The 21,353-nt window shown below is 42.2% G+C and carries 15 protein-coding genes; 7 read left to right on the top strand and 8 right to left on the bottom strand.

Translation table 11 applies throughout. The annotated features are described in order from the left end of the window. Window positions 1-86: 86 nt before the first annotated feature. The 4 genes from H6G74_RS02205 to rimO form a co-directional block, all read right to left on the bottom strand. On the bottom strand, window positions 87-245 hold the full coding sequence (locus tag H6G74_RS02205; RefSeq protein WP_390848751.1) for a hypothetical protein: 159 nt from the start codon (window positions 243-245) through the stop codon (window positions 87-89). Between the two features lie 148 nt (window positions 246-393). Next, window positions 394-954: a Uma2 family endonuclease gene (locus tag H6G74_RS02200; RefSeq protein ID WP_190966084.1), complete on the bottom strand. Its 561-nt coding sequence runs from the start codon at window positions 952-954 to the stop codon at window positions 394-396. Between the two features lie 127 nt (window positions 955-1,081). After that, window positions 1,082-2,608: a DEAD/DEAH box helicase gene (locus H6G74_RS02195; RefSeq protein WP_190966083.1), complete on the bottom strand. Its 1,527-nt coding sequence runs from the start codon at window positions 2,606-2,608 to the stop codon at window positions 1,082-1,084. A gap of 54 nt (window positions 2,609-2,662) precedes the next feature. Further along, entirely contained in the window at window positions 2,663-3,988 is a 1,326-nt protein-coding gene (rimO, locus tag H6G74_RS02190; protein WP_190871585.1) for a 30S ribosomal protein S12 methylthiotransferase RimO, read from the bottom strand. 649 nt (window positions 3,989-4,637) lie between these two features. On the opposite strand from rimO, the gene btpA reads away from it, so the two are divergent. From btpA to H6G74_RS02170, 4 genes are all read left to right on the top strand, one after another. After that, the gene (btpA, locus tag H6G74_RS02185; RefSeq protein ID WP_190966082.1) at window positions 4,638-5,486 is read left to right on the top strand and encodes a photosystem I biogenesis protein BtpA; all 849 of its coding nucleotides are present in this window, start codon (window positions 4,638-4,640) and stop codon (window positions 5,484-5,486) included. Between the two features lie 245 nt (window positions 5,487-5,731). Next, on the top strand, window positions 5,732-6,715 hold the full coding sequence (locus H6G74_RS02180) for a vitamin K epoxide reductase family protein (RefSeq protein WP_190966081.1): 984 nt from the start codon (window positions 5,732-5,734) through the stop codon (window positions 6,713-6,715). Window positions 6,716-7,307: 592 nt separating this feature from the next. Then, complete coding sequence (locus H6G74_RS02175; protein ID WP_190966080.1) at window positions 7,308-9,512, top strand: CHASE2 domain-containing protein; 2,205 nt, start codon at window positions 7,308-7,310, stop codon at window positions 9,510-9,512. 636 nt (window positions 9,513-10,148) lie between these two features. Further along, a complete protein-coding gene (locus H6G74_RS02170) occupies window positions 10,149-10,409 on the top strand; it encodes a hypothetical protein (protein WP_190966079.1) in 261 nt (86 codons plus the stop codon). 234 nt (window positions 10,410-10,643) lie between these two features. Here the strand turns inward: H6G74_RS02170 and nadB are convergent, their stop codons facing one another. From nadB to H6G74_RS02150, 4 genes are all read right to left on the bottom strand, one after another. Continuing rightward, window positions 10,644-12,320: an L-aspartate oxidase gene (gene nadB, locus H6G74_RS02165; RefSeq protein ID WP_190966078.1), complete on the bottom strand. Its 1,677-nt coding sequence runs from the start codon at window positions 12,318-12,320 to the stop codon at window positions 10,644-10,646. Window positions 12,321-12,475: 155 nt separating this feature from the next. Next, a complete protein-coding gene (gene psbU / locus H6G74_RS02160) occupies window positions 12,476-12,904 on the bottom strand; it encodes a photosystem II complex extrinsic protein PsbU (RefSeq protein WP_190966113.1) in 429 nt (142 codons plus the stop codon). Window positions 12,905-13,597: 693 nt separating this feature from the next. After that, window positions 13,598-14,413: an ester cyclase gene (locus tag H6G74_RS02155; protein WP_190966077.1), complete on the bottom strand. Its 816-nt coding sequence runs from the start codon at window positions 14,411-14,413 to the stop codon at window positions 13,598-13,600. A 191-nt stretch (window positions 14,414-14,604) separates the two neighbouring features. Beyond that, complete coding sequence (locus H6G74_RS02150) at window positions 14,605-15,384, bottom strand: DUF3120 domain-containing protein (protein ID WP_190966076.1); 780 nt, start codon at window positions 15,382-15,384, stop codon at window positions 14,605-14,607. Between the two features lie 354 nt (window positions 15,385-15,738). Here H6G74_RS02150 and H6G74_RS02145 point away from each other — a divergent pair, with 354 nt between their 5' ends. The 3 genes from H6G74_RS02145 to H6G74_RS02135 all read left to right on the top strand — a co-directional run bounded on the left by H6G74_RS02145 (window position 15,739) and on the right by H6G74_RS02135 (window position 21,213). Beyond that, on the top strand, window positions 15,739-16,698 hold the full coding sequence (locus H6G74_RS02145) for an undecaprenyl-diphosphate phosphatase (protein ID WP_190966112.1): 960 nt from the start codon (window positions 15,739-15,741) through the stop codon (window positions 16,696-16,698). A 106-nt stretch (window positions 16,699-16,804) separates the two neighbouring features. Continuing rightward, entirely contained in the window at window positions 16,805-18,130 is a 1,326-nt protein-coding gene (locus tag H6G74_RS02140) for a TIGR03279 family radical SAM protein (protein WP_190966075.1), read from the top strand. A gap of 383 nt (window positions 18,131-18,513) precedes the next feature. After that, window positions 18,514-21,213 carry a glycoside hydrolase family 10 protein gene (locus tag H6G74_RS02135; RefSeq protein WP_190966074.1) on the top strand — a complete coding sequence of 900 codons (2,700 nt, stop codon included), beginning with the start codon at window positions 18,514-18,516 and terminating at the stop codon, window positions 21,211-21,213. Window positions 21,214-21,353 lie beyond the last annotated feature (140 nt).

Raw genomic sequence — 21,353 nt, 5'->3', positions numbered from 1 at the left:
ATATTAGCTCAATTATCTTCTGAATTAGTATCCTCTTTGACCAGTTATGATTTCATCCTTGAAGCTCTTTTCCATCAAGCTTTATTCTATGCAGGTTCATAGAGAATTGGTATAACCTCTTCATGACCTCCTAATAGTTGTGCCATTTTAACAACTACTCCATCATGCAATTCATGACGTTCTCCATCAGGTTTCCAACTGACGAATTCGGCAAATGTTGTGATTTTACGTAGAGCTTGAGTCATAGTTCTTCAATTTACGCAGATAAATATCTGCCGTTGAATTCTATTCAATAGCACAATACAGCGTAAATAAACAGACCATCAGGAATTGCGAAAAGGCTTGTGTTATCGTTATTATTTCTTTTTCCTTTTGCCTTGTTGTTCTAGCCTCTTATTCAAATACAGGCGGCCACAATTCTGATATCGTTAGCTCCCAACTAGGAAGTAAATCTGGCAGTGTCAATTTATCGTTATTTTGTAAAATTACTGGTGCTTGATTCAGCCGATAAACTTTTAATATCAACTCATCTGGATCAATCAAAATCCCAACAGTACAACCAAGTTCTAAAAATAATTGAATCTTTTCTTCTAATGTTTTCACACGGTCTGACTTGGATTTAATTTCTACCATCAAGTCAGGTACTAATTCTACAACATCGCGCTTACTAGTTTTGAGTTTGTCAGCACGCACAAAGGACACATCTGGAGCGCGGAGATTGCGTTTTTCATGATTAGTTTCCAAGCTAGGCAGAATAAAACCAGCACTAGAACCAGTAACTCTTCCTAGCTTACGTGGACGTACCCAATTGCCGAGTAAGCGTATTAACTCAGCCCCTATTTCTTCTGAAATATAATCTGATGGCCCCATAACTAGGATGTTTCCATCTACCAGTTCCATTTGCCATTCTGGATGTTCAGCTTGTAGCTGCTCTAAATCTGCAATTGTGAACATAAAACTACAGAAAATACATCTTTATCTATGTTCCTACAAGCTGATAGAAACGGTGAGCGACTGTTGTAAGTTATGAGTCCTGAGTACACATCAAAACACTTAGCACTCAGCACTCAGCACTCACTACCTAAGAAGCAGATTCTCTCGCGCCAGAAGAACCTAGCTTTTGATTGGCAGAAACGGGGGCTTCACGACGACCTGAGCGTAGTTTGGGCTTGGGTGTGGAGCGTCCTTCGTCACCGTTGTTAGCATCTGATTTGTTCCAAGAACGGTTTCTGTCACCAGAAAATTCACGACGCTTGACAATTTTGGGTTTAGCAACGGGAACTTCTTCGGGAACTTCCACCTCAGAGCTTAACCAAGCGGGACGGGTTTCATCATAAGCAAGTTGCAGTGCCGCAGCAGCGATCGCATGAGCATCATACTGTTCAATCAATTCGCTGACAATGGGTAAGAAGGAAGCCAGTCTTTCACCGCTTAGGGCTTCTCTGACTTGTTCTTGCAATTTGTTGATGTGCCGTGCTTCAATTTGCGCCCTGGTGGGAATGGACAGTAATTGCCAGCTTTGACGGTTATGACGCTCAAATATTTGCTGTTTGCGACGCTCAAAAGGCTGAACCAAGGTAATGGCTGTACCTTCTTTACCAGCACGACCAGTCCGACCAATTCTATGCACGTAGGTTTCTACGCTATCAGGTAAGTCGTAGTTAATGACGTGGGATAGTTGGTCAACATCTAAACCGCGTGCAGCAATATCAGTGGCGACTACCCAGCGCACTTGACGATTACGGAAGCGGGTTAATAAACGTTCTCTGGCTTGTTGGGACAAATCACCATGATATTCATCCACGCTGTGACCAGCAGCTTGCAGTTGGTTGGTGAGTTCTGCCGCAGTTCTGCGGGTACGCACAAAGATTAAAGCTGTTTCTGGATCTTCCATTTCCAGAATTGGCTGTAATGCTTTGGCTTTTGTCCAGTGGCGGGGAATTAAGTAAGCTACTTGGTTAATTTTATTGGGTGCAGCTTTTGGTTGCTCAACAGTAACGGTAACAGGCGATCGCAAAAACTTGTTCACCAACATCCGAATTGACGGGGGCATTGTGGCAGAAAACAATGCTGTTTGCCGTTCTTGGGGTGCTTGAGACAGAATTCTCTCAACATCATCGATAAAGCCCATACTCAACATTTCATCGGCTTCATCTAACACAAACCACTTGACTTGATCTAATTTCAAGCTACCGCGCTCTAGCAAGTCAATCACTCGGCCGGGAGTGCCGACAACAATGTGAACGCCGCGTTTGAGCTGCATAATTTGACGGTCAATGGATTGACCACCGTAAATTGCTAAAGCCCGTAAGCCACTGTTACCAATAAATTGGCTAACAGCATCATGGACTTGAATTGCCAATTCGCGGGTTGGGGTTAAAACTACAGCTTGCACGGCTCTTTGGCTAACATCCAGCCGTTCTAAAATTGGTAGAGAAAAGGCGGCTGTTTTGCCTGTACCGGTTTGAGACTGTCCTACTACATCCCGACCTGACAATAGTTGGGGAATAGCTTGGATTTGAATGTTAGTCGGTGCGGTAAAACCAATTTTTTCTAATTGTTCAGCGCGTTCTTGGGAAATTCCTAGTTCAATAAACGAAAGATTCATCAACTCTCCTAGATTTTGCTGTTTGACTTTTTGTTTAGATTGGGAAATCGAAATCTATGTGGGACTGAGGGCGACTTGACCGTAGAGGTCATAAGTATCAGCACTGCGAATTGCAACAGGCACAATGGTTCCTAATTTTGCTGCGCCTGTGACATACACCAAACCATCAACTTCGGGCGAACTTCTGCTAGAACGACCAATTAATTCCCCACTTTCAGGATTTTCTTGCTCTATCAGGACATCAACGATTTTGCCGACTTCCTGTTGATTTTTCTGCCAAGAAATGGGCTGCTGAATTTCCATGATTTTCTGCCGCCGCTCGTCCATAATTTCCTGGGGTAACTGATTGGGCAGGCTGTAAGCGGGGGTTCCTGCTTCTGGTGAAAAGGTAAAAACACCAACATGGTCAAATTCATGCTGCTGCACGAAGTTGAGTAGATGCTCAAAATGTTCCTCTGTTTCGCCGGGAAAACCCACAATCAAGGTTGTCCGTAATACAGCTTCTGGTAGTGCAGTTTTAATGCGCTCAATAATTTCATTGTTGACTCGCCCTTGCCAGGGACGGTTCATGGAGCGCAGAATCTCTGGATGAGAGTGTTGCAATGGCAAATCCAAATAAGGTAAGACGTTGGGCGTTTCTTGGATTGCCGCAATCACATCTGGGGTCAATCCTGTGGGATAGGCATAGTGCATCCTAATCCAAGGTATGTCCACTTTCCCCAAGGCTCGGAGTAATTCGGCGAGTTTGGGCTTACCGTAAATATCCAATCCGTAGTTAGTAGTAATTTGAGAAATCAAAATGATTTCTTTTACGCCTTGGCTGGCTAACTGCTCGGCTTCGGCCACAATTGATTCAATGGTACGCGATCGCTGATTACCTCGCAGATACGGAATAATACAAAACGCACACCGATAATCGCATCCTTCAGCCACTCTCAGGTAGGCAACACCCTCTGTTGTCGTGCGGTAACGCGGTGTGGTTTCATCGGCGATGTAAGTTGGTTCGGCGCTAATTTGTTTAACGCGCTCTCCTTGTTCAGCTCGCTCGATCACATTGACGATCTTGTGATAATCACCTGTACCAACCACGGCTACGGCTTCGGGCAACTCTTCCAATAATTGCTCTTGGAAATGCTGCGCCATGCAGCCTGTGATCACGATTTTTTTATTAGCCTCTGCCAATTCTACTAAAGTTCTGACAGATTCTTCTCTTGCTGCTTCAATAAAACTACAAGTATTAACGATAACGTAATCTGCTAACTCTTCGTTTGTATCTACGCCATAACCTGCTTCTACCAGCAGCCCTAGCATGTGTTCTGTATCTATTCGATTTTTTTCGCAGCCCAAATGAGATATTGCTATTGTTGGCTTTTCACCCATACTTTGATATCTAAGGTTTTTTCTTTTAGTCACACAAAGCGCAGTGACTTCGCTCTTTGTGATGCACGCCTTGATGCTGACAACACTTAAGTGGATTTTTCCACTACTAGTAACTGTCTTTGCTATGACCTATACAAATTGAGGCCATGTTATGATATGTCTACTATTTGTTTCCCAGGGTAAATCGGAGTGTCTTTGATTATTTTTGACACTTGTAATATTTTTTAACAAATCGCCTGTTAGTATTTTACACTACCGTAGCGTATGCGTTGCTAATTTACCCGTCGGGAAGCCGCCCAAAAGGCTGGTTGTGAGAAGTCGCTACCCTCAGGGAAATCGCGCTGGCGACTACGCCTAATCAAGCAGTAATGCTACCCTAACGCTCAGGCAAGATGCCCAAGCCACGGGAAGCTGCCTTGCGTCTTATGAGTGGCAAACTCCTCTTGTAGCCAGGTTTTATCTTAACATATCTTATGGAACGTTTTATGCCAAATTCCATCCCCAGATGGAGGTAGTAAAACCAGCGCCAGAGAAAACATGAATGCTAATCAAGGAAGTAGGGACGTAAGACGAGAAAATAGGAGCTAGGTGAATTTTAATCCTAAAATCCAATCCCTAATCCCTGATCTCTGAATAATCTTTTGAAGACGTGGACTTATATCAGACCTTTAAAACTCGTACACCAGTTATTGGCGTAGTTCACCTACTGCCATTACCCACCTCACCCCGTTGGGGCGGGAGCCTAAAAGCCGTAATTGACCGTGCTGAACAAGAAGCAACTGCTCTGGCCAGTGGCGGCGTAGATGGCATTATTGTCGAGAACTTTTTCGACGCGCCATTTACGAAAAACCAAGTAGACCCAGCCGTTGTGAGTGCAATGACTGTGGTAGTGCAGAGGATACAAAATTTAGTAACCTTGCCGATAGGTTTAAATGTATTGCGGAATGATGCCAAAAGTGCGATCGCGATCGCCAGTTGTGTGCGGGCGCAATTTATCCGCGTGAATGTGTTAACTGGAGTCATGGCCACCGACCAAGGATTAATTGAAGGTGAAGCCCACCAATTATTACGCTATCGGCGAGAATTAGGCTCTGATGTCAAAATTTTGGCAGATGTGTTAGTCAAGCACGCCCGGCCTTTAAGTTCACCTAACTTAACAGTTGCGGTTCAAGACACAATTGAGCGCGGTTTAGCAGACGCAGTAATTTTATCTGGCTGGGCGACAGGTAGTCCTCCCACCGAGGAAGATTTAGAACTAGCGAGTGGTGCAGCCAAAGGCACACCAGTATTTATCGGTAGTGGAGCCGACTGGGAAAATGTTGCTACACTGTTGCAGGCAGCAGATGGGGTGATAGTTTCTAGTTCCTTAAAACGTCATGGTCGCATTGAGCAACCAATTGATCCGATTCGCGTCAGTCAATTTGTTGAAGCAGCCCATCGCACTTGGAACTCCAAAAGCCCAAGCAAATCAACCCAACAAATAAAGTTACATTCTTAGTAAGTAGGGAGTGGGGAGTAGGGAGTAGGAAGAACTTGTATACTTCAGACTTCATACTAGTACAACAAGGCAAAAGTAAAAGGTCAAAAGGAAAAAGAAAGAATAGTGATACCACAAGCCTTTTAGCAATTCCTTATGGTCTGTTTATTTCCGCCGACCTGTACTAACTAGACACCCTTTGGGTGTCTACATACTTCACACTTCAGACTTCACACTTTATACTTCATACTTCAGACTTCGCAGTTATGATTCGCCGCCGTTCTACTCCTTGGATTCATAAATGGTCGCGCCCAATAATTGCCGCGATCGCCGGATGTGGTACTTTAGTCACTGGCTATCTCACCATTGAAAAGTTAACAGGAGGCAGCGCCGCCTGCATAGCACAAGCTGGCACGAGAGGTTGTAATGACGTACTTTCCAGCCCTTGGGGTACGGTTTTCGGTCAGCCATTAGCATTATTTGGATGTTTAGCATATATCAGTATGATGATATTTGCTTTAGCGCCCTTAGTTGTGAACTCTGAGAACAGCAACCAACGTAAACAAATCGAAAATTGGACTTGGCTGCTGTTGTTGGTGGGAGCAATTGCTATGTCTGTGTTCAGTGGCTATTTAATGTATGTGCTGGCTTTTCAAATCAAAGCCTTGTGTCCTTACTGTCTAGCCTCTGCATTCTTCTCCCTCAGTTTGTTAGTTCTCACAATTCTGGGACGTACCTGGGAAGATATCGGACAAATTTTATTTACGGCTTTGATTGTGGCAATGGTGACGCTGATTGGGACTTTGGGTGTGTATGCTGGTGTAAATACATCACAAACGCCTGGTTCCACAGGACAACAAAGAATTTCCTTTATCCCGACACCGGCACAAACGCCTAACCCGGAATACGGTTGGGAAATTACCACCAACTCTGGAGAAGCCGAAATCGCCCTAGCACAACATTTAGCCAAGGTTGGCGCGAAAGAATATGTGGCCTACTGGTGTCCTCATTGCCACGAACAAAAGCTAATTTTTGGTAAAGAAGCTTACCAAATCATTAACGAGAAAGTGAAGGTTGAGTGTGCAGGCGACAGTCCTAAAGGTAAACCAGAATTGTGCCGCGCTGCAAACATCCAAGCCTTTCCGACTTGGATTATTAATGGTCAAACTTATAGCGGAGTCCAAAATCTCACAGAACTAGCCAAGATTACCGATTATACCGGCCCAACAAATTTTAAGTATTTTAAGTAATCAATGTCAGCGCAATTGTTTTTCTAAATTAATTTTCACCTTTGCTAGTCAACTGGCTGAATATCACAATCATATTCCCAGTTGATTTATTTTTTTGCAAATTTGTTTTTCAGCGTAAGCCCTAGTGACTTCCAAAGAAAAAAACATACAATTTTTCTTGTGGGGTGGACATCTTGTCCGCCCCTAGCCAAGGGCGGGCTAGAAGCCCACTCCACGAGATTAGATAATTTATTTCTTGGAAATCCCTAAGTGACAACAAACTATGAAAATCCTTCATTTCCTGGCTCTGATAATCTAAATAAAATATTTGTCACTTTTAGATAACGAAAATATACTTTTGTTATTAGCAATCAATATTTATACTGCACCTGTTCCTATTTGATACAGAAATACTGGTTAACCTTTGTTTAATCATCAGTCATTATGAGTTCTTATTTGTTAACACTATTTCAAATTATTTGGTGGAACATAACAATACTGATAAAATTTTCAACAATCAACACTGGAGTATCTTCAGGATATTTACTGAGTGTTGGCTAGTTTTTGATATCTGTACCAATTAAAAATATTTCTCCCTACTAGGTAATTGGGAATGAATAAGCAGCTAGACAAGCATTTTGTCAGGTTATTTTGGAATTGGAACCTGCAACAGTCACTTGAGCGAAAATATAAAGAATTAGTTGTTGCTGTTATTGTGGCAACCGGCATTATAATATTGCGCTTCATAGGAGTTTTTCAATCCTTAGAGTTAGCAGGATTGGATCAATTTTTTCGCTTACGTCCAACCGAAGAACCAGAAGAACGAATCACGATTGTAGCGATTGATGAAGATTCTTTGCGGCGAGTCGGTTCTTGGCCGATTCCTGATGGTGTGATTGCTGATTTATTGCAGAAAATACAAGTGCATCAACCTCGTGCTATTGGCTTAGATATTTATCGAGATTTAGCAGTCAATCCAGGACATCAAAAGCTAGTTAATCTTTATAGTTCAATGCCAAATTTAATCGGTATTCAACTATTAACACAGAACCGAAATATGGGTGTTCTACCACCTCTCAAACTGAATCCTAACCAAGTTGGTTTTAATAATTTACTGTATGATCATGATGGGAAAGTCCGGCGAAATTTGTTGTATCTTCACATGGATAAGCAACACTATGAAAGTTTCGCCTTAAAGTTAGCATTACTCTATTTAGAAGATAAAAAGATTAAACCACAAAAAGCTGCTAAAAATAGTGATTATGTCCGGTTAGGTGAGGCTATATTTAACCGTTTTCAAGCCAATGATGGTGGTTATGTGAGGGCGGATGATCGAGGCTATCAAATTTTAGCTAACTTCCCTAAACCATTATGTCAAAAATCAACTGGCGAGTTCTGTAACTTTCGTCAAATCTCGATGAGTGATGTCCTGAATGGCAAAGTCCCAATTAGTTGGATACGCGATCGCATTGTATTGATTGGTTCAACTGCTCCCAGTTTGCAAGATTTTGCATTTATTCCCTACTCTAGCCAAATGTTGGGTACAGCCAAGCCGGTAGCGGGGATTGAACTGCAAGCTTATTTTGTGAGTGAATTAATCTCATCTGCCTTGACAGGAAGACCATTGTTAAGAGTTTTGGCAAAATTATGGGAGTGTTTATGGATTTTTGGCTGGTCTTATTTAGGTTCGTTAATCATTTGGCAAATTAAAACTTTTAGTAAAAGTATTCCCAGTCTTTTAGTATCTTTATTAATACTTTTTTTGAGTAGTTATATAGCTTTTTTACTGGGGTGGTGGCTGCCATTAATTCCGGCAACTCTTGGCTTTATTAGTGCCTCTATTTGGATGATTATTCATATTGCATATATGCAGGAAGAATTGAAACGTTCTAAGGAGTTTTTACATCAAGTCATTAATTCTATTCCTGACCCAATTTTTGTCAAAAATGAAAAACATCAGTGGATTGTTTTAAATGATGCTTACTGCCAATTCATTGGTTATCCTGATAGCTTGTTGCTGGAAAAGTCATATTATGAATTTTTCCCTCGCCATGAAGCTGATGTTTTTCGAGAACAAGATAATTTAGTATTTCTCACCCAAAAACCGCGCGAAAATGAAGAAGAATTTACTGATGCTGCGGGTCAAACCCATTTAATTGCCACGAAGCGATCGCTCCACAAAGATGCGGCTGGTAATTTTTTCTTAGTGGGAGTGATTCGAGATATTACCCAGCGCAAGCTGATGGAAGAAGAACTACGACGTACTGCGGCTGAGTTATTTCGCTCTAATACAGAATTAAAACTCAAAGAAGACCATTTACGGTATCTGGCTTATCACGATCCCCTGACAGGCTTATCGAATCGCAAATTCTTTATAGAACAACTTCAAGAATCTTTACAGTGGTCGCAAAACAACAACTTGTTGCTGGGACTGCTGTTTATTGACTTGGATGGCTTTAAACATATTAACGATACTTTGGGGCATGATATGGGCGATCGCTTGTTGGTGATTGTTTCCCAAAGACTCAGTAATTGTTTGCGCGGCAGTGATACTGTCTCCAGGCTGGGTGGTGATGAATTTACAGTCATTCTCCGCGCAATTCCTGAAGTTTCAGTGGCGGCTAGAGTTGCAGAAAAAATTCTCGCCAGCCTAACCGAACCAATTGTGCTGTCAGGATACACCACTAAAATTTCTGCCAGTATTGGCATCAGTGTTTATCCGACAAATAGCCAAGATGCAGAAACCCTGATTAAACAAGCAGATTCAGCCATGTACCGAGCTAAACACTTAGGTAAAAACCGATATGAATTGACTTGATCGGGCAGCAAAAATTAAAAAAATCAGTAATTTTTACAATAGACAATAGTCTCAGTCATTGTGACCAATGGCTGAATGTTTTATGTCTGTATTTTTATAGTACAATTGTATTGTACTGGCTGTGTAAAGATTTATTGTATTGTGATTTATTTAGTCTAAAAATTTATATATGAGTAACACTACTTAAACTAATTTTGAATTATACTTAGTTTCATAAATTAAATTTTGATAAAGAAATCACGAAATGAGCCATTTTTGTACTGTTAATCCCTGGTTTTTACGGAAATGTATCCAACTTACCTCGGAAATACTGAGATTTTTGGTATTATTTGCTACAAGCCAAGGTGGGATTTCAACGCAGAAATATAAAGAATTTATTAAGATTTTATATTTCTGTGTCTGACTTTAGAGGTAATTAACGAACATCTAACAGCATCATCCTTATGAGTTCTAACTTTTGGCTGATGTCTGTCAGCAACCTTTAGGTATATTTCTTAAGTGTTGAGCAGATTTTCTGCCCCAAGTTTTTTACTCAAAAATTTTTCTGAGAAATAAAAATTTTTACTAAAGTTTAATTTTTCCACGAAACTAATTCCGCATCGGATGTAGGTAAAAAAAGTACTGGGTGAAATCAGAATGCAAAAAATAGATCAAAACTTGATGACGACTAACTTAAAAATCACCAGTATTTTGATACTGTGTGTAGCTGCTTGTTTAGCGATTCCGAAAATTGCTGATGCTAGAGCAAATTTTCACGATTTAGTGGCTAATGCTTTGACTAACACAGAAAACAACAGTGCTAAAAGCTCTAATGCTAATTCTCAGAAGTTAACAGATGTATATGTGCCGCCAAACTATGGCCTTCCTGATAGCCAGCACGGTAGTGGTACACGCTAACGCATGGCAAAGTGCTGAGTGTTGATTAGGAACTCATACCAATTTGAAAAAAAGAATGCGATAAATACACAGTTTCAAATCCCTGTGATACCTAGCTTTTTTGAATTTTGAATTGATATCAGTATTTTCAAGAGTTTCAGCTGCAAACATAGTACTCACAAATACTTTGACTGCTATAGTCAATCATTAATATGCAGTCGCAACCTATCAAGAAAGGTTGTAGTTGATCAGTAACTAACTTACAGGTATGGATTTACTCCAATGAAGTGCTTGTACGATTGTGTGCATTTGCCAATGTGGATTGGGTTCTGGGTAATCGATGCGGTAGTGTCCGCCCCGGCTTTCTGTCCTGAAAGCAGCACTTCTGAGAATTAAATCAGCCACATCTAGTAGATTGCGAGTTTCTGCCCAAAGTCTTAATTGGCGTTCTATACCCAGAGTTTGGAACTTCACAGTTTCGTTGGCACGCAAAGAAAGCAAGAATTTGCTCAAAGGTAAAATAGCAAAATCTTGCTGCCAAGATTCAATAGTTGCGATCGCTTCGTTTAATCTTGCTTGTTCTCGACAAATCCCAGCACTTTGCCACACTAAACGGGGTAATTTCTCCCGCAATGCTGCTATTTGTGCTTGCTGGGTTTGCCAAGCATTTTCATCTAAATTAAATTCCCGCACAGATAACTCTGACAACTCTGGTTGCAATTCCACATCTGTCAATTGAATATTTGCCATCTGTGCGCCAAACACAATACATTCTAGTAAAGAGTTACTCGCTAAACGATTGGCTCCGTGTACTCCCGTACTCGCAGTTTCACCGACAGCGTATAAACCCGGAATATTTGTGTGATTTTGTAAATCGGCCACAATTCCACCCATCCAGTAATGCGCCGCAGGCGCAACCGGAATTGGTTCATGAAACACATCAATTCCCCAACGCTGACAAACTTTGATGATGTTGGGAAAGCGATGTTGAATTTTGTCAGCCGGGATGGGGCGCATATCTAGCCAGACATGAGCGGTAGCTGGATCAACCGCAGTTTTTTGCAAATGGCTAAAAATCGCTCGACTCACCACATCTCTGGGTGCGAGTTCCCCGGCGGGGTGATAGTCAAAAGCGAACCTTCGCCCGGTATCATCAACCAAATGTGCGCCTTCACCTCTGACAGCTTCACTAATTAAAAAGCGATCTGCACCTGGTTTCGTTAAGGCTGTGGGGTGAAACTGCACAAATTCCAAATCTCGCAGAATAGCCCCAGCCCGCCAAGCGATCGCTACCCCATCACCTGTACTGACGGCGGGGTTAGTTGTTTGGGCAAAAACTTGACCACCGCCACCAGTAGCGAGAACTACAGCTTTAGCTTTTACCCACGTAATTTCACCTTGATAAAACAGGCAGATTCCTTGACAGCGATTTGTTTCGGGTTCTAGCCACAGACTCAATGCTAAAGCTTGCTGAATAACTTGAATATTTTGGCGATGTAATACTTGCGCTGTTAAAGTAGTTGTGACTTCTCGACCGGTGGTGTCAGCAGCATGAAGCACGCGGTTACGAGAATGGGCGGCTTCTAAAGTTAAAGCTAAGGCGTTACCATGACGGTCAAAAGCTACGCCCAAATTTACCAAAGATTGAATACAGTTAGGGGCTTCTTGGGCGAGAAATTCTACAGCTTGCCGATCGCACAAACCAGCACCCGCTTGAATTGTATCTTCAATGTGCAACTGTGGCGAATCTTCAGGAGCGATCGCCGCCGCAATCCCGCCTTGCGCCCAATCACTAGCAGACAAAGTAACAGTTTCTTTAGTAATTAAGCCGACTTGCAAAGACTCTGGTAAACACAACGCAGTGTACAGTCCAGCAGCGCCAGCGCCGACTACTATCACATCAAATTGGCGAGGAATTTCTATTTCAGGCAAAGTCAAAAAATTTTGGATTTTGGATTTTGGATTTTGGATTTTACTAAGTCTAGAGTTGATTCTGACTCCTGACTCCTGAATTCTTGTGGATTAAGAGAACCACTCCCAATTTTTGGGAGTGGACTACTATATGTCTACATTAACGATAATTGAGCTTATCTGTAGATACCGTTGTTAAAGCGATCGTCTCCTTCGTTGAAGACTGATTCTAGTTCGGTAACGGTGAAGTTGTCGAAATTATCTTGGAGGATTTGTTTTTGGCGATCGCTCAATCCTTCAATATTCAGCACATCTTCTACACTTTTGTAGGGAGCATTTTGGATGATTTTCCTAGCCAGGGTAGGATACAAACCGGGGTAATTTTGGAAAGCGCGGACATTGGTGTTGTTTAAATCAATTTTTTTACCAAATTCCGTTGCTAACTTTTGATCTGCCCGGTTACGTAACTCCACTGCTAAAACAGGCACTTGTGGTAAAGCCAAACTGTTGATCCCAGCAGCTTGGGCTACACCTGTTGTACCTAACCATCCCCAGCAACCCAGCAACAAACTAAATACTGTTAATAAACGCACCAATCTTTTCACGACTTTTTTACCTCTTTCCATCAAACTGAATAATGGCTTTAAGCTGACAGCTGTCAACAGTTTATAATCTTTGAGGCATAGTTATGACTCTTGATTTTTCAACGCCAGTTGCTACAACTCGGCACAGCCGATAACAGCAATAGCGACTCTTGACTAGGAACTGATCGCTCAATCAACACACAGCAGTCATCAGAAACTAATATACAGCGTATTAATATCCACAATATTTACTGTTACTGGGTTTGACACTATTTTTGGCAAAAATTATTTTACTTCTCTGACTTACTGACATCGCCACAGATGTGCTGTGCTTCCTACAACGCTGGCTAGGATACTCTTGCTTGTTCGCTGATATTGCTTCCTGGCAGAATAACGCCAGAATTGCAGCCTGAATTTACTGTTTGATAACTTTGTAACTTTTTGTAAAGCTCCACCGGGAAATTTGAAGATGAAACATCAAGGATTTGCGGTGTAGGGAAGGAAAAAAAGTTACACCTGTCAGCCCCTACACCACTACACTCACAAGAGTAGGTTTTTAACAGAGTGATAAGTAGCGACTCTAAAAATCACAATTTAATCAGAGTTCCATCCCCCTCACACCCTTACACCCCTAAACCCTATGGGGCATAACGTAAAAAACCTACACTTGTCAGACACCCCTACACCCTTAAACCCTGACACCCAGTGCGGAGATTAACGTAATAAAGCAGCAAATGGACAACCACTAACGTTTGTATTAGCTGATGCTGGTTTGGTTCTATTTGGTAAGAAGCGCCGGAAAAAACCCAAAAAAGTTGTTTTCCCAGAATTAGCTGATGGTGTTCCTGCTGGGGTTAGCTGCTGTTGAGTAGCATTGCCCATTTTGCCGCCAGAAGTTAATTGATTGAGAAATTTTCCATTGTCGTAATAGTGTTCTAAAGACAGAATTTTGCAGTTTTCTGTTACTTGAACAATACTCATCCCCACTACTTCAATCATCTGCCCAGTCGGAACATAATCTTTAAAATTACCGCGAAAATGTCCCCAATGCCTCCATTTAAAAGCAATGGTAGGAGGTGCAGAATAAACTTCTAATACTTCCCACAAAAAACCATCGGGAAATGCAGTGTGAAATAGCTGAGTAGAAGATTCAAAATCTTCTTGGGGAGCTTGATAGTGCTGGGTCTTGCCAATCAAAAGTTTGTAAGTACCTGCCTGAACTAAATCCTCTAATGTATAGCTAGTTCCGCCATTGGTACTCATCCGAAATTTATCTTGAACTACAGACAACCACTCTTGAGGATTTGTTTTGAAATTAGCTTCAATGTCGAAAGTTCTGACCAAATTCTGGACAAGTTTTTCCAGGGAATTTGCTGGATGATTACACAGACTTTCTTTAGCTAAATTCTCATTAGAGCGGGTGTAATCTGGTTGCTCACCATAACGCCATGTCGCCTGAGTATTGTATTTAAGTACGATGTCTCTTTCTTGTACCCAAAGTGGCAGATTTTCAATGTTAATTTCAGTCATAAATACCTCTGCTCAAAAATTACCAACAAGAACTTGTAAATCCTGATATTTAGAGAGTTGCAGAGATATCCCCGAAGTGCGATCGCCACAAGTTTACAGCTTTTTGAGCAGATTTTATGAATAATTAACTACTGATGTTGCAGTTATTTGATAGTTGATCCAACCTTAGCCAACCCAGAAATTTTGTGACTTTACGCAACTAAAGCAGCTAGTAAAAATAAACTATCTACCAAAATAGTACTTAACACTGCGCCGCCAAATGCAAACCAGTGTTTTTGCTGGTTACGTAAAGGTAAAATTCCGGCGGTGAGTAATACTAATGCCAACGCTACAGCCCAAGTTTGACCCCAAGGTGTACGGACTTGAGTAACGGCAGCTTGTAAAATCGCCGACACACTATCAGGTTCGACTTGCATGATTTGTCGCCAATAGGGCATTAAATCAACTATATAGAAATATACATCGGTTAAAACTGTACCGAATAAAGAACCTAAATAAAACCAACTACCAACCTTGCACCAGTTTCTTACCAGACACCAACAAGCAAAGGGTAAGCCGATAGATTCTACTGGTAAATGCCACAAAGGTTCCCAACGCAACCAACCCCAATAAATTGCCCCTGCTAACCAACTCCAACTAAAGCCTAAGAGTAAATCCCCCCAGAGGTATGTTGCAGGACGAGACATTAAGCGAAAACTCAACCATACCCAAAATCCAGTCATGGCTAAACTGAGGCTGGGTAGCGATCGCACCAGTGGTGCTTCAATAAATACTGGCACTGAGACTAAAAACACCGCCGCCGCCAACACTAGCCAAGTTTGTCGGGACGATATTAACAATGGTAAAGATGGCGACGCAGAAAGTGTAGATTCTAATTCTTCTATACCCAGCGAAGCAGGGTTCTTTACAGATAATTTCTTATCAATAGTGGTGGTAGAGGCGTTGTAAGTAAACAATGTGTTATTAATCAAAGTTTTAATAATTGTAACTAATCTTTATCTTATTTAAGATAACATACTCAAAAATCCCCCCCCTGGGCATTTTTATTGTACCGAGATTTTGCGTAATTGGGAATGTCTTCTCTAACTTGAAAGTGCTGAGTCACCGAAGTTTGCTCAACGCGGGGAACCCGCGCACGCAACTTCTCGCTGAGTGCTGAGTACAAATACTAGTCCCACTTTCATACTTGACGATGAAGCTTGTCTACCTTGTCTCCCTTATCTCTTTTGTTCATTTCTCAAATAGGACTGCTATAAGTATCCTGTAAGATTCTCAAAAAGATGTTTGTGTAATTGGTTGTAATCGCAGCGATCGCAGGTAGACTGATGGCTTTATCAAAACGTCAATGGTTCGTGTTTATGAGTGTCGCCTCGGCAATAATTTCAGTTGCGGCATTTCCACTCAAAGTCCTGAGTACTCCACCCACTCCAGAGGCTGGGGGAGTGCAGCAAATGAATATTTTGCAAGCTATTGTTTTAGGTTTTGTGCAGGGAATGACAGAATTCCTGCCGATTAGTAGTACCGCCCATTTAAAAGTTGTGCCGGTAGTCCTCGGTTGGGGTGATCCGGGAGTGGCGTTTACGGCGGTGATTCAGTTGGGGAGTATTGCGGCGGTGCTGTGGTATTTCTGGGGAGATTTGACAAAAATTGCCACCGGGGCATTTCGAGCGATCGCGCAAAAAGATTATGCTGATTATGATTTGCGTTTATCTATCGGCATTGCCTTGGGAACATTGCCAATAGTCTTTTTTGGCTTATTAATTAAAAGATTTATCCCAGATTATGATAATTCACCGATTAGAAGTATCGGCGCGATCGCGATCGCCTCGATAGTCATGTCTATATTGTTGGGAATAGCAGAAAAACTTGGCAAACGGGAACGGGACTTTGAACAATTAACCATGAATGATGGGCTATTGATGGGTTTAGCCCAATCTATGGCTTTAATTCCTGGGGTATCCCGTTCTGGTTCTACCTTAACAGCCGGCTTATTTATGACTTTACAACGGGAAACAGCCGCCCGATTTTCCTTTTTACTTGGTATTCCCGCCATTACCCTAGCTGGGTTAGTCGAGTTAAAAAGTGCTTTGGGTGAAGTTAGCAGTACAGGAATACTACCCTTAATTGCGGGTGTGATTTCGGCGGCGATATTTTCTTATATATCCATTGCTGGTTTACTCCGCTTCCTCAAAACCAAAAGCACCTGGGTATTTATTTGGTATCGCCTCGCCTTTGGTATAGCGATTTTAGGTGCGATTAGTGCCGGAATTTTGAAAAATAGTTAATAGTCAATAGTAATGATGAGTGTTGACTCATGAGTAACATAGTCAATAGTCCAGAGTTTTGAGTAATGACTTTGGCTATTGACAATTGACCCATGACTAATGACTAATGACTAACCTTCATCCAGCCAAAATTACCAAGGTGCTACCCGACTCCATCGCTGCTGAGATTGGCTTTGAGGTGGGGGATGCGATCGTCGCTATTAATGGTACACATCCCCGTGATTTAATTGATTATCAATTTCTCTGTGCAGATGAATTTTTAGAATTAGAAGTTTTAGATAGTACTGGCAAAACCCATCACGTTGAAATTGAAAAAGACTACGACGATGATTTAGGGTTGGAATTTGAAACCGCCTTATTTGATGCTTTAATTCAGTGTAATAATCGCTGTCCGTTTTGCTTTATTGATCAGCAACCCCCAGGTAAACGCTCAAGCTTGTATTTTAAAGACGATGATTATCGCTTGAGCTTTTTGTATGGCTCTTACCTGACCTTAACCAATTTACCCGAACGGGAATGGCAGCGAATTGAACAAATGCGCTTGTCGCCCTTGTTTGTGTCAGTTCACGCCACCGAACCCGATATTAGAATCCGGTTGCTGAAAAATCAGCGTGCGGGACAAATTATGGAACAATTGCGCTGGTTCCAAGAAAGAAGGCTGCAAATTCATGCTCAAGTAGTGGTTTGCCCAGGAATTAATGATGGCAAACATCTAGAACAAACCCTCACAGATTTAGCGTCATTTTATACTGGTGATGTACCTGCCGTGGCATCAGTAGCAGTCGTGCCGGTAGGTTTGACGCGGTTTCGTCCGCCAGAAGATGAACTGACACCTGTTACCAGAGAAAAAGCCCAAGAAGTTATTTTACAGGTGAGAGCGATCGCCAAACAATTTCGCCAAAAATGTGGCTCAAATGTTGTCTGGTTAGCCGATGAATGGTTTTTAATTGCCGGGGAAGAACTACCCACAGAAGCCGAATACGAAGACTATCCGCAAATTGATAACGGTGTCGGTTCAATTCAGTTATTTATCAAGCAATTTGGATCTGCCGCAACTGAATTACTCCCAAGCCAAATTTCTCCACCCAGAAAATTGACTTGGGTAGTAGGTAACGCCGTTGAAAAAGCATTTCAACCGATATTGCAACGCCTAAATTCCGTTGATGGTTTAGAAGTAAATATGATGGCTTTAGCTAGTGATTATTGGGGGCAAGCTATTAGTGTCACTGGCTTACTTACAGGTCATGATTTACTTTTAAATTTGCAAAATAAAGATTTAGGTGATGGAATTGTACTACCAAATGTCATGCTTAAACATGGCGAATTAGTATTTTTAGATGATGTCAAAGTTGTAGATTTAGAGACAAAATTAAATACAAAAATCTTGCCAGTCGCAGGAGTGGAAGAATTGATTAATACTTGTGTAGGATGAGTGTTTGAGTAAAAGAGACAAGGGGGAAAAGGTAGACAAGGTAGAGAGTTGTTTGTGAATCATTCCAAGACTTACACAAAAGTATGAAAAAACGAACCGCAAAGGACGCAAAGGACACGAAGTTTAAGAGTTTGAGAGAGTTTTTGCATAAGTCTTATCATTCATTACAGTCCTGAATCATACGTAATTGTTTTCTTCTCTCTCTTCTCTCTTCTTCTTTGTGTCCTTTGCGCCCTTTGCGGTTCGTTAAAACATGAATTTTGAATCCTGACTTTTATTTGACAAATATAAAAACATCAGTTGTTTTTCGGAGGTATTTTATTGTTATGCTGAATGATAAATAATAAGTGCTGTTAAATACTAAATTAAAGTGAGGGTTAAAAGTGAAGAATCAGGAAACTGCAATCAAAGTCACCAAAAGAGCCAGATTCTTCATTTTTAGTTTTAACTTTTTAATGATTAATTGTTTAACTAGTTTTAATATTTTATCAGTCAGGGCGGCAGATGCAGAACCTGTATTAAGTGTAGTCCAGAGTGCAGAAAATCAACAGCAATGGACAGGAATTACTAAACGCTTACAAACTCTTGGAGTTAAGTATTGTGTGATTCCTTTAGCACAAGTGAGAAGCAGTGGTGATTGGGGCGATCGCAGGCTATTATTTCTGCCCAACGTTGAAACTTTAAACCCTGCCCAAGCGATCGCGTTAGAATCCTGGGTGAGTAAAGGCGGTAAAGTCATCGCTAGTGGCCCTGTCGGCAGTTTATCAGCACCGGGAGTCCGACAGTTGTTGCGATCGCTCCTGGGAAGTTATTGGGGCTTTGGTTTAGATGAAACACAACAAATTAAACCAGCCACCAATAAACCACAAAAATGGGCTAACCAAAAAGAACTATTTGGGCAAGTGCGAGGCGGTGTGATTATTCCCGAAGGTGGGGCTAGTCAAGCCACCGCCGTTTGGAACGCCCAAGATAATCCCGCCGCCGTTGTCAGTACAGAATGGTCTACCTTATTTGGCTGGCGTTGGGGAACAGATGCAGCTTCGAGTTTTGAGTTAGATAATGCTTGGTTAAAAGCTGCCATTGATCATCATCTCACTGCCCCATCTTCAGGACAGCAAAAAATTCCTGGGGCTGACTCTCGCTGTGCGACGACCATCGAGACTGCTACCGCGAATATTCCGGCTGTTACACCTGTAGTTCCCCAAGCACCACTCGTTCCCCGCGCCCCGCGTCCATCATCCCCAGCCGAAGCCATTGACCAACTAGAACAAACAGTACATTGGAATGTCGAACCAAATTCTAATGCACCCATTGATGAAAAAGAAGCGATCGCTCTCCAGCAAGAATTAGAAAATTTAATTAGTCGGGTAGAAAGCGCCCATTTAGCCGCCTCAGTTCACACAGCGAATCTGGATGAAGCCATCACCAGCAACCCCCAGTCCCTGAAAGAAGATGAAACCCGTGTCGCCTCCACTAGACCAGGGTTATCTAGCCAGAGTAAAGAACAAGCCATTGCCCAAGCGCGACTAGTTGCTAAAAACATTCCCCAACTCCTCGCCAATAAAAACTATGCCCTAGCCCGGCAACAGTGGTTAGCCACCAGAACCAATTTGTGGAAACATTTTCCCCTGAGCCGAAGATTAGCCCCCGCCGAAATCCGCGCCGTCTGGTTAGATAGGGGGACAATTGTCCGGGCTGGTGGCGAAAAGAAATTAGCCGAAATTTTTGACCGCTTGGCACAGTCAGGCATTAACACGGTTTTTTTTGAAACCCTCAACGCCAGTTACCCCATTTATCCCAGTAAAGTTGCACCCCAGCAAAACCCCCTGATTCGAGGCTGGAACCCCTTAGCCGTGGCGGTGAAATTAGCCCACGAACGCAATATGGAATTACACGCTTGGGTGTGGGCTTTTGCTGCTGGGAACCAACGCCACAACCAAGTAATTAATGTTCATCCCGATTATCCAGGGCCAGTCCTAGCAGCCCATCCCGATTGGGCAAACTACGACAACAAAGGCAACACCATTCCCCCTGGTCAAACTAAACCATTTTTTGATCCAGCAAACCCAGAACTGCGCCAATATCTCCTGAAGTTGTTTGAGGAAATTGTCAGCGAATATCAAGTAGATGGTTTACAGCTAGATTACATTCGCTATCCTTTCCAAGATCCCTTTGCTGGTAGAAGTTACGGTTATGGCAAAGCCGCCAGAGCGCAATTTCAACAATTAACTGGCGTTGATCCCTTGACGATTTCCCCCAGCCAAACCGAGTTATGGCAAAAGTGGACAGAATTTCGCACCCAACAAATCGATAGCTTTGTGGCTGAAGTCTCAGCAATGCTGCGACAAAAGCGGGAAGATTTAATTTTGTCTGTGGCGGTGTTTCCCTTACCAGAAAGAGAACGGATTCAGAAACTCCAACAACATTGGGAAGTGTGGGCGAGACGAGGCGATATAGATGTAATTGTCCCTATGACTTATGCTCAAGATACTGCCCGTTTCCAACGTCTTGCCCAACCTTGGATAGCTTCTAGTCAGTTGGGTTCAACTTTATTAGTACCAGGAATTCGTTTACTGTCGTTACCAAATTTAGCCGCCTTTGACCAATTACAACTGATTCGAGATTTACCCGCCAGTGGTTATGCCCTGTTTGCGGCTGAGAATTTTAATAACGATTTGCTGAAAATCTTGAATAGTACTCAAGGTCAAGTACCATCTGTGGCTAATGAACCAATTCCTCTACGCCAACCTTTTGCAACTGCCGTGGTGCGTTATGGATTGTTAAAACGCGAATGGCAGTTAGTCATTCAAAACGAGCAAATTCCCTTCCCAGCTATTAATATTGCGGATTTTAACAATCAAATCGAAGTAGTCGAAAAAGCGTTAACTCAACTGGCGGCTGCACCTTCTCCCGCTAAACTACTCACAGCCAAAGCTTCTTTAACTCGCTTCCAGTCAAAATTTCGCATTTGGATGCGAGAAGCCGGGACTAATAACCCTTATCAAGTCAAAGTTTGGGAAAATCGCCTAGCCACGATTGAAAGATTGTTGCGTTATGGCGAGAGGCGATCGCAACTACGGTAGAGGGACAAAGCAGACAAGGGGGATAAGGGAGTAATATTTCTATTTCTACCTTGTCTCCCCCCACTCCCCTCCTAAACAAGTAAATTCATAAACAAATCGAATAGGGTGAGAGAAAAAAGGTGTGGGGAGTGTGGGGAGTG

Origin of the sequence: Nostoc spongiaeforme FACHB-130, from assembly GCF_014698475.1 — a bacterium.
GTDB classification, from domain to species: domain Bacteria; phylum Cyanobacteriota; class Cyanobacteriia; order Cyanobacteriales; family Nostocaceae; genus Nostoc_B; species Nostoc_B spongiaeforme.
The sequence above is the reverse complement of the archived record's forward strand: the minus strand, read 5'-3'. Positions and strand labels throughout refer to the sequence as shown.